Consider the following 11,781-nt stretch of genomic DNA (forward strand, 5'->3'; position numbering starts at 1 on the left):
ACGCCGCGTCGCAAGGAGGTTGAGCATGTCGACAGAAACCCCGCCGGGCGAAGCACCGGATAACCATCTCAGCGAACTGCAGAGTGACCCGCTGCTCCGTCACCTGCATGCGGTCATTCGCCAGATGATTCGCCTGCTGGCGATCCTCATGGTGCTGGTGATCATGTGGTGCATAGCCGACGTGGTGATGGTGCTGTACCAGCGCTTGATGGCGCCGCCGTTCATGCTGCTCAACCTGAATGATATTTTTGCCGTGTTCGCCGCCTTCCTGGCGGTGCTCATTGCCATCGAGATCTTCGCCAATATCACCCTGTACCTGCGTGACGACGTCATACACGTCAAGCTGGTGATTGCCACCGCACTGATGGCCGTGGCACGCAAGGTGATCGTGCTCGATACCAGCGTGATCGAGCCGGGTTATCTGTTCGGCATTGCTGGCATTGTCCTGGCGCTGGGCATTACCTATTGGCTGGTGAGCAGCAAGGCACGCACCTGACAGGCGGTGCCTCAGCCCACGGCCAGCACACAGATATGTCCCGGCTGCGGGTAGTGCCAGTGCACCTCCACATCCCACAGGCGTACGCCGTAGCGGCGTTGCGCGTCGGGTTGCTGATAGGCCGGACGCGGGTCCTGCGCCAGGCACTGTTCGATCAGCTCGCAGAGCGGCTGCTGCAGGCGCTGGGCATGCTGTACGGCGGACTGGCGGGCGGCGGCCTGCCAACTGACGGCAATGGCTTGCGGCGCCTGCGGGGCAATGGCATTGCGTGCCTCGGGCAGGCTGTCGGCATAGGGCACATAGGGCTTGATGTCGAGGATCGGCGTGCCGTCCAGCAGGTCGATGCCGGAAAGGTGCAGGCGGCCGGCCTCCACCTTGTCCAGGCGCACCACCGACTGGCCGATACCGTTGGGGCGGTGGGTGGCGCGGCTGGCGAATACGCCGATGCTCTGGTTGCCGCCCAGGCGGGGCGGGCGCACCTTGAGGCGCGGCTTGTCTTCCAGCGCCTGGTGGAAGAGGAAAATCAGCCAGACATGACTGACCTGCTCGAGGCCGGCCACGGCCTCGCCAGTGTTGAACGGTGGCAGCAGTTCGAGGATGCCGCGGGCCGCCGGGGCCAGTTGTGGCTGGCGCGGAATGGCGAATTTTTCCTTGAAGCAGGAATGCAGGATGCCGACCGGGCTGACGCTGTAGGGTGGCATGCTCATCCGCGCACCGCGCTGACCCCGGCCAGGGTGGCAAAGGAGGTGTCCTTGGCGGTGAGCAGGAAATCACGCATGAACGGCGCATCGAGCATGTCGGCACGAATCGCGGCGAACAGCGTGCAGTACAGGCCCTTGTCGCCCAGGCGCTTGGCGGTCACATAGCCACGCGAGCTGTACTCGTGCAGTGCCCAGTTGGGCAGGCAGCATACGCCGCGCCCGCTGGCGACCAGTTGCATCATCATCACCGTGAGCTCCGAGGTGCGCACCTGCGCCGGTTCGACATCGGCCGGCTCGAGGAAGCGGGTAAAGACGTCCAGTCGGTCGCGTTCCACGGGGTATGTGATCAGGGTTTCCCGTGCCAGGTCTTCGGCCTGCACATAGGGGCGGCTGGCCAGGGGGTGCTGGTTGGCAACCGCCAGCAGGGCCTCGTAGGTGAACAGCGGTACGTAGGTGATACCGGGCATTTCCACCGGGTCGGCGGTCACCACCAGGTCAAGATCGCCACGCGCCAGCGCCGGCAGCGGGGCGAAGGAAAACCCCGAGGCCAGGTCCAGCTCGACTTCCGGCCAGGCATCGCGGAACTGGTCGATAGTCGGCATCAGCCATTGGAAGCAGCTGTGGCACTCGATGGCCATGTGCAGGCGACCTGCGGTACCGCCGGCCAGGCGCGCCAGGTCGCGCTCGGCGCCGCGCAGCAGCGGCAGGGCTTCGTCGGCCAGTTGCAACAGGCGCAGGCCGGCACTGGTGAAACGTACCGGCTTGGTCTTGCGGATGAACAGGGTCAGGCCCAGCTGGCTTTCCAGTTCCTTGAACTGGTGGGATAGCGCGGATTGCGTCAAGTGCAGGCGTTCGGCCGCCTCAACCAGGCTATCGGCTTCGCGCAGGGCGTGCAGGGTCTTCAGGTGGCGTATTTCCAGCATGAGCGGCTCTCAATGAGAAAAACTTGTGATGATCAAGAATGCATTGAGTTTGTCTCATGTGTATGGGCTTGTCGAGAATGTCGTCATTCACAGACAAGGAGCACTATCCCATGGCATTGGCACATAACCTCGGCTTTCCACGTATCGGCCGCGACCGCGAACTGAAGAAGGCCCTGGAGGCCTACTGGAAGGGGGAGCTGGATGAAGCGGCACTGCGCGCAGTGGGCCAGCGGCTGCGCGCCGAGCACTGGCAGTTGCAGAAGGAGGCCGGCATACAGTTGCTGCCGGTCGGAGACTTTGCCTGGTATGACCAGGTGCTCGGCCACTCGCTGATGTTCGGGGTGATTCCCGAACGTTTCCGTCCGCACAGCGGCCGGCCGACCCTGGACACCCTGTTCGGCATGGCGCGGGGCGTCAGTCAGGGGGGGTGTTGCGGCGCTACGCATGCCCAGGAGCTCACCAAGTGGTTCGACAGCAACTATCACTACCTGGTCCCTGAGTTCAGCGCGGAGCAGTCGTTCGCCCTGAGCTGGGAGCAGCTGTTCGAGGAGGTGGCGGAGGGACGGGCCCTCGGGCATGCCCTCAAGCCGGTGCTGATCGGTCCCCTCACTTACCTGTGGCTGGGCAAATGCAAGGGGCCGGCGTTCGACAAGCTCGACCTGCTGGAGCGTCTGTTGCCGGTCTATGGCGAGATCCTCCAGCGCCTGGCCGCGCAAGGCATCGAGTGGATGCAGATCGACGAGCCGATCCTCGCCCTCGACCTGCCGCAGGACTGGAAAACGGCTTTCGAGCGCGCCTACAACCTGCTGCAGAAGGAGCCGGGCAGGAAGCTGATCGCCACCTACTTTGCCGGCCTGGAAGACAACCTCGGCCTGGCCGCCGGCTTGCCGGTGGATGGTCTGCATATCGACCTGGTGCGTGCGCCGGAGCAGTTCCCGGCCATCCTCGACCGCCTGCCGGCCTACAAGGTGCTGTCGCTGGGCGTGGTCGACGGGCGCAATGTCTGGCGCAGTGACCTGCACGCCGCGCTGGTTATCCTGCAGCAGGCCCATGAGCGTCTGGGGGAGCGGCTGTGGGTGGCGCCGTCCTGTTCGCTGCTGCATTGCCCGGTGGACCTGTCCCGCGAGGACAAGCTGGATGTCGAGCTGAAAAGCTGGCTGGCCTTTGCCGTGCAGAAGTGCCGCGAAGTAGCCGTGCTGGCCAAGGCCCTGGGCGAGCCGCAGGCCGTCGAGGTGCAGGCCGCGCTGGCGGAGAGCCGCCAGGTGCAGGAAAGCCGTCGCGCCTCGCCACGCATCCATAAGCCAGCGGTACAGGCGCGTGTGGCCGCCGTCACTGCGCAGCATTGCCAGCGCCAGTCGCCCTTTGTCGAGCGCAGTGCCCGGCAGCGCGCGCGGCTCAACCTGCCACTGTTTCCCACCACCAGCATCGGTTCCTTCCCGCAGACCTCGGCGATCCGCCTGGCGCGCCAGGCCTTCAAGGCCGGCAAGTTGTCCGCGGCGGAATACCGCGAGGCCATGTACAGCGAGATTCGCCATGCCGTGCAGGTGCAGGAGCGCCTGGGTCTGGACGTGCTGGTGCATGGCGAGGCCGAGCGTAATGACATGGTCGAGTACTTTGCCGAGCAGCTCGATGGCTATGCCTTCACCCGTTTTGGCTGGGTGCAAAGCTACGGCTCGCGCTGTGTCAAGCCGGCGATCATCTATGGTGACCTGTCCCGCCCACGGCCGATGACGGTGGACTGGATCAGTTATGCCCAGCGCTGCACCGACAAACCGATGAAGGGCATGCTGACCGGGCCGGTGACCATGCTGATGTGGTCGTTTCCGCGTGATGACATGTCCCGTGAGGAACAGGCGCGTCAGCTGGCGCTGGCCATTCGTGACGAGGTGGTTGACCTCGAAGCCGCTGGCATAGGGGTCATCCAGATCGACGAGGCGGCTTTCCGCGAGGGGCTGCCGCTGCGCCGGGCAGGCTGGTCGCACTACCTGGCCTGGGCCAGTGAAGCGTTCCGCCTGTGCGCCTCGGCAGTGCGCGACGAGACACAAATTCACACCCACATGTGCTACAGCGAGTTCAACGACGTGATCGAAGCCATCGCGGCCATGGATGCCGACGTGATTACCATCGAAACCTCGCGTTCGGACATGGAGCTGCTGGACGCTTTCGAGCGTTTCGAATATCCCAACGAGATTGGTCCGGGCGTCTATGACATTCACTCGCCACGCGTGCCGGATAGCGGCGAGATGCTCAAGCTGCTGCGCAAGGCCGCGCGGCGGATTGCCGTGGAGCGCCTGTGGGTGAACCCCGACTGTGGCCTGAAGACACGTGGCTGGGCGGAAAGCGAGGCGGCCCTGGCGAACATGGTGGCGGCGGCGCGCCAGTTGCGTCGTGAGTTGGCCGGCTGAGTGACGCGCCACTGGTCGGCTGTCACCAAACCGTCACGCTGCTGTGCTAGTGGCGTGACGGCGAGGGCGGCAGACTGCCGGCTTTGTCGCACGGTGCAAGGCCGTGTCCAGCTGGATGTCCCCTTATGCGCGCTGTTCTACTCGGCCTGCTGCTCAGCCTGGCCTTGCCGGCCCTGGCCGGTGCTCACTGTTCGCCCCAGGTGGCTACCCGTTACCTGCAGCTGGATGGCCTGCGCCTGGCCTACCAGAGCATCGGCCGTGAGCAGGACCCTGCGCTGTTACTGGTCATGGGCCTGGGCGGGCAGTTGATCCATTGGCCTGACGAGGTGGTGCAGAGCCTGTGTGCCCAGGGGCTGCGGGTGATTCGTTTCGATAACCGCGATGTCGGCCTGAGTACCCTGCAGCCGATTCCGGCAACCCCCAACCTGAGTTACCAGGTGCTGCGTTATCGGCTCGGTCTTAGCCTGCAGGCGCCCTATAGCCTGCGCGACATGGCCGCTGATGCCCTGGCGCTGATGGATCACCTGCACATTCCGCGCTTTCACCTGCTTGGGGCAAGCATGGGCGGGATGATTGCCCAGCACCTTGCCGACCTGGCCCCGCAGCGGGTGATCAGCCTGACGCTGTTGATGACCAGTTCCGGTGACCATGGCCTTCCGCCGCCCAGCGCAGCGCTGCTGGATCTCCTGGCGCGGCGCACCGGCAGCAGTCGCGCCCAGGTACTGGCCCAGCAGGCCGAGTTGCTGGCCGCGCTGGGCAGCCCGCTATTGCCCGATGCGCGGCCGGACTTGCTGGCCGAGGCGGCGCGCGCCTACGACCGGGCCTTCAACCCGGAAGGCGTACAGCGTCAGCTGCTGGCCATTCTCGCCGAGCCCAGTCGCGTGCAGTTGCTGCGTCGCTTGCGCGTGCCCACCCTAGTGGTGCATGGCACGGCCGATCCGTTGTTGCCGGTGATGCATGGCGTGCACGTCGCGGCACATGTGCGTGGAAGTGCGCTGGTGCTGATTCCCGGCCTGGCACATCGCTTCCAGGGAGCTTTCAAACAGGCTCTGCTCGGCGCGGTGCTGCCGCACCTGCAGGCACATGGCGGGCGCGGCTGACACAGCGGACAGAACCCGCAGCGGGTTCGGCTTGGGCTACAATCCGCGCCTGCGTTTTTCCAGGCTACAGGATTGCCATGACCGCCCGTTTCGTTCATCTCCGTTTGCACACCGAATACTCCCTGGTCGATGGCCTGGTGCGGGTCAAACCGCTGATCAAGGCGGTGGCGGCTGCCGGTATGCCGGCGGTGGCAGTGACCGACATGAGCAACATGTGCGCGCTGGTGAAGTTCTACAAGACCGCCATGGGCGGCGGTATCAAGCCGATCTGCGGTGCGGATATCTGGCTAGCCAGCCGCGACGAGGATGGCCCGCTGACCCGCCTGACCCTGCTGGCCATGGATGCTGGCGGTTACCGCAACCTGACCGAACTGATTTCCCGTGGCTGGACCGAAGGTCAGCACAACGACCTGGTGGTGATCCAGCGTGATTGGCTGAAACAGGCCAGCGCCGGGTTGATCGCCCTGTCCGGCGCTCGTGAAGGCGAGATTGGCCTGGCCCTGCTGGCGGGCGACATGGCTCAGGCCGAAGCCCTGTGGGCCGAGTGGCAGGCAGTGTTTCCTGAACGTTTCTACCTTGAGGTACAGCGCACCAGCCGGGTTGGCGATGAGGAGTACCTGCATGCGGCGGTGGCTCTGGCCGAGCAGTGTGGTGCGCCGCTGGTGGCGACCAATGACGTGCGCTTTCTCAAGCAGGATGACTTCGAGGCCCACGAAACCCGCGTGTGCATCGGCGAAGGGCGCACCTTGGACGATCCACGCCGGCCGCGTAACTACTCCGACCAGCAGTACCTGAAGACCCCGGAGGAAATGGCCGAGCTATTCAGTGACTTGCCCGAGGCGCTGGAAAATACCGTGGAAATCGCCCGGCGTTGCAATATCGACGTGCAGCTGGGGACCTACTTCCTGCCGGACTTTCCCACGCCCAACGGCATGGGGATCGACGATTACCTGCGTCATGCCTCCTACCAGGGGCTGGAAGAGCGCCTGCAGGTCTTGCTGCCCAGGGACACGCCGGATTATGAGGCGAAGCGGCAGGTCTATGTCGACCGCCTGGAATTCGAGCTGGGCACCATCATTCAGATGGGCTTTCCCGGCTACTTCCTGATCGTTGCCGACTTCATCCAGTGGGCCAAGAACAATGGCGTGCCGGTTGGCCCGGGGCGCGGTTCGGGCGCCGGCTCGTTGGTCGCCTATGTGCTGAAGATCACCGATCTCGATCCGTTGGCCTACGACCTGCTGTTCGAGCGCTTCCTCAACCCCGAGCGGATCTCCATGCCCGACTTCGACGTCGACTTCTGCATGGACGGCCGTGATCGGGTGATTGACTACGTGGCCGACAAGTACGGGCGCAACGCGGTGAGCCAGATCATCACCTTTGGTTCCATGGCGGCCAAGGCGGTGGTGCGCGACGTGGCGCGGGTGCAGGGCAAGTCCTACGGACTGGCCGACAAGCTGTCGAAGATGATCCCCTTCGAGGTCGGCATGACCCTGGAGAAGGCCTACGAAATGGAGGAGCCGCTGCGCGAGTTCCTCAAGCACGACGAGGAAGCCGCGGAAATCTGGGAGATGTCGCTCAAGCTCGAAGGCATCACCCGTGGTACCGGCAAGCACGCCGGGGGCGTGGTGATCGCACCGACCAAGTTGACCGACTTTGCGCCGATTGCCTGCGACGAGGAGGGTGGCGGCCTGGTCACCCAGTTCGACAAGGATGACGTGGAGGCGGCCGGCCTGGTGAAGTTCGACTTCCTTGGCCTGCGTACCCTGACCATCATCAAGTGGGCACTGGAAACCATCCATCGCGAACAGCGCGCCAAGGGCGCCAGCGATGCCGAGCTGATCAACATCGACTTCATTCCGCTGGACGACAAGCCAACCTACCAGCTGTTGCAGAAAGCCGAGACCACCGCGGTATTCCAGCTGGAATCGCGCGGCATGAAGGAGCTGATCAAGAAGCTCAAGCCGGACTGCCTGGAAGACCTGATCGCCCTGGTGGCACTGTTCCGCCCGGGGCCGCTGCAGTCGGGCATGGTGGATGACTTCATCAACCGTAAGCACGGTCGTGCCGAAGTGTCCTACCCGCACCCCGATTACCAGTACGAAGGCCTCAAGCCGGTGCTGGCGCCCACCTACGGCATCATCCTCTATCAGGAACAGGTGATGCAGATCGCCCAGGTGATGGCCGGCTACACCCTGGGTGGTGCGGACATGCTGCGCCGCGCCATGGGCAAGAAGAAGCCCGAGGAGATGGCCAAGCAGCGCGGCGGCTTCATCGAAGGCTGCGCCAACAACGGCATCGATGGCGAGCTGGCGGGCAACATCTTCGACCTGGTGGAAAAATTCGCCGGCTACGGTTTCAACAAATCGCACTCGGCGGCCTATGGCCTGGTGTCCTACCAGACCGCCTGGCTCAAGGCGCACTATCCGTCGCCCTTCATGGCGGCGGTGCTCTCGGCGGATATGCACAATACCGAGAAAGTGGTGACGCTGATCGAGGAGTGCCGCAGCATGAAGCTGCGCATCCTCGCCCCGGATGTGAACAACTCCGAGTTCAAGTTCACCGTGGACGAGGAGGGGCGCATCGTCTATGGCCTGGGCGCGATCAAGGGGGTGGGCGAAGGCCCGGTGGAAGCCATCGTCGAATGCCGCAATGCCGCTGGGCCGTTCAAGGACCTGTTTGATTTCTGCGCGCGGGTCGATCTCAAACGCATCAACAAGCGCACCCTGGAGGCACTGATCCGTGGCGGTGCGCTGGATCGCCTGGGACCGTATTTCCATGACGAGGCCAAGGCCTACCAGGCCAACCTCGACCGCAATCGCGGGGTGTTGCTGGCGGCCATGGAAGAGGCCGTGCAGGCTGCCGAACAAACTGCGCGCAGTGCTGAGAGTGGACACATGGACCTGTTCGGCGGGCTGTTCGCCGAGCCGGAGGCGGATGTCTACGCCAACCACCGGCAGGCCCGCGAGCTGTCGATCAAGGAACGCCTGAAAGGCGAGAAGGACACCCTGGGCCTGTACCTGACCGGCCACCCGATCGACGAGTACGAGGGCGAGATCCGCCGTTTCGCCCGCCAGCGCATCGTCGAACTCAAACCGGCGCGCGACACCCAGACGGTAGCCGGGATGATCGTCAACCTGCGGGTGATGAAGAACAAGAAGGGCGACAAAATGGGCTTCATCACCCTTGACGACCGCTCCGGACGCATCGAGGCCTCGTTGTTTGCCGATGCCTTTGCCAGCAACCAGGCGCTGCTGCAAAACGACGCACTGGTGGTGGTCGAGGGCGAAGTCAGCAACGATGACTTCTCCGGTGGCTTGCGCCTGCGCGCCAAGCGGGTGATGAGTCTGGAGGAGGCGCGTACCGGGCTGGCCGACAGCCTGCGCCTGCGCCTGTCGCATCAGCAGCTGCAAGGTGACCGTCTGCGCTGGCTGGGCGAGTTGCTGGCACGCCATCGCGGCGGCTGTCCGCTGGCCATCGAGTACAGTGGTGAACAGGCACGTGCCCTGCTCAGCCTGGGGGAGGCCTGGCAGGTGGAGCCGGCCGACCTGTTGCTGCAGACCCTGCGTGACCAGTTCGGCAAAGACAACGTCTTCCTGCACTACCGCTGACAGGCCCAGCCCGCAGTATCGACCACGCGCGGTCTATCCCTTAAGGTAGACCGCTGACAGGAACCGGCCACAGGCCCCATGAGCACGACGGAAAGCCGATGAACCCGAATTTTCTCGATTTCGAACAGCCGATCGCCGACCTGCAGGCCAAGATCGAAGAGTTGCGCTTGGTGGGCAGCGACAATGCGCTGAACATCAGCGACGAGATTGCCCGCCTGCAGGACAAGAGTCGCAGCCTGACGGCCAGTATCTTCAGCAACCTGAGCAGCTGGCAGATTGCCCAGTTGGCCCGCCACCCGCGCCGCCCCTATACCCTGGACTACATCGAACAGCTGTTCAGTGAGTTCGACGAACTGCACGGTGATCGTCACTTTGCCGACGACCCGGCGATCGTCGGTGGCGTAGCACGCCTGAATGATCGTCCGGTGATGGTCATCGGCCACCAGAAAGGCCGCGATGTGCGCGAGAAGGTACGCCGCAACTTCGGCATGCCGCGCCCGGAAGGCTACCGCAAGGCCTGCCGCCTGATGGAAATGGCCGAGCGCTTCAAGCTGCCGATCCTCACCTTCATCGACACCCCGGGCGCCTATCCGGGCATCGATGCCGAGGAACGCGGGCAGAGCGAGGCGATTGCCTGGAACCTGCGGGTCATGGCCCGCCTGAAAACCCCGATCATCGCCACGGTCATCGGTGAGGGCGGCTCCGGCGGTGCGCTGGCCATCGGCGTGTGTGATCGCCTGAACATGCTGCAGTACTCGACCTACTCGGTGATTTCCCCGGAAGGCTGCGCTTCGATTCTCTGGAAAACCGCCGATAAGGCGCCGGAGGCGGCCGAAGCCATGGGTATTACCGCCGAGCGTCTGAAAGGCCTGGGCATCGTCGACAAGGTGATCAGTGAGCCGCTGGGTGGTGCCCATCGTGATCCGGCGGCAATGGCCGAGAGCTTGCGCAACGAGCTACTTGAACAGCTGGACACCCTGGCGACCCTGGACAGCAGCGAGCTGCTGGCCCGGCGTTACGAGAAGCTGATGAGCTTCGGCGTCGCCTGAGTCCGACCTCTCCTCACTGCGCCTGGCTGACTGGCCTGGCGCAGTGCTTCCCTGCCATCCGGCCCGCGCCATGTCCCTCGAATATCGCCTCCTGCAAGCCCTTTCCGCCTGGCGTGGCGCGCCGCGCTGGAGTGTGGCGTTGTCCGGCGGGCTGGATTCTCTGGTGCTGTTGCATGCACTGAGCCGCCTGCGTGAGCAGCATGCCTTGCCGCCTCTGCGTGCCCTGCATGTGGCGCATGGCCTGCAGACCGTAGCGGAAGACTGGCCGGCGCACTGCCAGGCCTGCTGTGAGGCCTGGCAGGTACCGCTTGAGGTGCTCGCGGTGCAGGTGCTGCGTGAGGCCAGTCTGGAGCAGGCAGCGCGCCAGGCACGCTATGCGGCGCTGGGGGCGCAGCTGCAGGATGGTGAGCTGCTGTTGCTCGCCCAGCATGCCGACGACCAGGTGGAAACCGTGCTGCAACGCCTATTGCGTGGCACCGGCGTGCGCGGACTGGCCGGCATGCCGAGCGCGCGGCCGCTGGCTGCTGGCTGGCTGTTCCGCCCGCTGCTCAACGAGTCGCGCGCCACGCTGGCGGCTTATGCCGAACAGCATGCGTTGCGCTGGGTGGACGACCCGAGCAATCTGGATCTGCGCTTCACGCGCAACCGCCTGCGTCACCAGGTCTTGCCGGCCCTGCGTGAGCATTGGCCAGGCGTGGACGCCAGCTTGCGCCGCTGTGCCGAACAGGCCGCTGAGGCGCAGGGTTTGTTGGATGAGCTGGCGGTAACCGACCTGGCCGCAGCGCAACAGCCCGCTGCCTGGGACTGGCTGGGCTTGCCGCAGCTGGCACTGGCGCCGCTGCGCGCGCTGCCCCCGGCCCGTCAGCGCAATGCCCTGCGGCACTGGTTGGCGCCGCGAACTCTGCTACCGGATGCAGCCCATTGGGCCGGCTGGGAAGCCTTGCGTGACGCCGGCGAGGATCGCCAGCCCGTGTGGCGCTTGCACGCTGGCGAGTTGCGCCGCAGTGCCGGGCGGCTCTTCTGGTTGTCCGGTGACTGGTGCGTGACGCCCGAGGAACCGCCGGCTTGGACGAGACAAACGTCTCTGGCATTGCCGGGGAATGGTGTGCTGCATGTGCAGGGCGTCTTGCCGGCTGGACAGGTAAGCGTGCATTACCGGCGCGGTGGCGAGCTGCTCTGTCTGCCTGGGCGTGGTCAGCGCGATCTCAAGCGTTTGTTCAACGAGCGTGACGTGCCAGCGTTCCTCCGGCAGCGCTGGCCGCTGCTGGCCATCGACGGACAGTTGCGTGCGGTGGCGGGGCTGGCCGGTCTGGATGGCCGGCAGTGCGGTGACTGGCAGGTGCAGTGGCAGCCGCCGCCTTCGTCGTGAGCAAAATGCCGCAGTGGCAATAATTGAGCTGGCGAGGCCTTTCCGGTAGACTACGCTCCCGTCTTGTTAGTGCTTCTGTGGTTTCCTTCGGAACCCGCAGCGGCTAGCTTATTTCAGGCTGGTTTTCCCA

Annotated in this window: 8 protein-coding genes; 6 read left to right on the forward strand and 2 right to left on the reverse strand. The window is 64.7% G+C overall.

Translation table 11 applies throughout. The features are described from left to right. Nucleotides 1-25 precede the first annotated feature (25 nt). Complete coding sequence (locus CW360_RS01360) at nucleotides 26-496, forward strand: phosphate-starvation-inducible PsiE family protein (RefSeq protein ID WP_093985690.1); 471 nt, start codon at nucleotides 26-28, stop codon at nucleotides 494-496. 11 nt (nucleotides 497-507) lie between these two features. On the opposite strand, the gene tsaA is transcribed toward CW360_RS01360, so the two are convergent. Both tsaA and metR read right to left on the reverse strand, forming a co-directional pair. After that, on the reverse strand, nucleotides 508-1,197 hold the full coding sequence (gene tsaA / locus CW360_RS01365) for a tRNA (N6-threonylcarbamoyladenosine(37)-N6)-methyltransferase TrmO (protein WP_170307341.1): 690 nt from the start codon (nucleotides 1,195-1,197) through the stop codon (nucleotides 508-510). A gap of 2 nt (nucleotides 1,198-1,199) precedes the next feature. Beyond that, entirely contained in the window at nucleotides 1,200-2,120 is a 921-nt protein-coding gene (gene metR / locus CW360_RS01370; RefSeq protein WP_101192477.1) for a transcriptional regulator MetR, read from the reverse strand. A 110-nt stretch (nucleotides 2,121-2,230) separates the two neighbouring features. Between metR and metE the strand changes: the two genes are divergently transcribed. From metE to tilS, 5 genes are all read left to right on the forward strand, one after another. Then, a complete protein-coding gene (gene metE, locus CW360_RS01375; protein WP_101192478.1) occupies nucleotides 2,231-4,525 on the forward strand; it encodes a 5-methyltetrahydropteroyltriglutamate--homocysteine S-methyltransferase in 2,295 nt (764 codons plus the stop codon). A 125-nt stretch (nucleotides 4,526-4,650) separates the two neighbouring features. Then, nucleotides 4,651-5,625, forward strand: a complete 975-nt coding sequence (locus tag CW360_RS01380) for an alpha/beta fold hydrolase (protein ID WP_101192479.1) — start codon at nucleotides 4,651-4,653, stop codon at nucleotides 5,623-5,625. A 77-nt stretch (nucleotides 5,626-5,702) separates the two neighbouring features. Then, nucleotides 5,703-9,233, forward strand: coding sequence for a DNA polymerase III subunit alpha (gene dnaE / locus CW360_RS01385; RefSeq protein WP_101192480.1), 3,531 nt, complete (start codon nucleotides 5,703-5,705; stop codon nucleotides 9,231-9,233). Nucleotides 9,234-9,331: 98 nt separating this feature from the next. Continuing rightward, nucleotides 9,332-10,282 (forward strand): acetyl-CoA carboxylase carboxyl transferase subunit alpha, encoded by a 951-nt coding sequence (gene accA, locus CW360_RS01390; RefSeq protein ID WP_101192481.1) that lies wholly within the window; start codon nucleotides 9,332-9,334, stop codon nucleotides 10,280-10,282. Nucleotides 10,283-10,352: 70 nt separating this feature from the next. Further along, nucleotides 10,353-11,651, forward strand: coding sequence for a tRNA lysidine(34) synthetase TilS (gene tilS / locus CW360_RS01395; protein WP_101192482.1), 1,299 nt, complete (start codon nucleotides 10,353-10,355; stop codon nucleotides 11,649-11,651). Nucleotides 11,652-11,781: the final 130 nt, after the last annotated feature.

Source organism: Pseudomonas fluvialis, assembly GCF_002835605.1.
GTDB lineage: Bacteria > Pseudomonadota > Gammaproteobacteria > Pseudomonadales > Pseudomonadaceae > Aquipseudomonas > Aquipseudomonas fluvialis.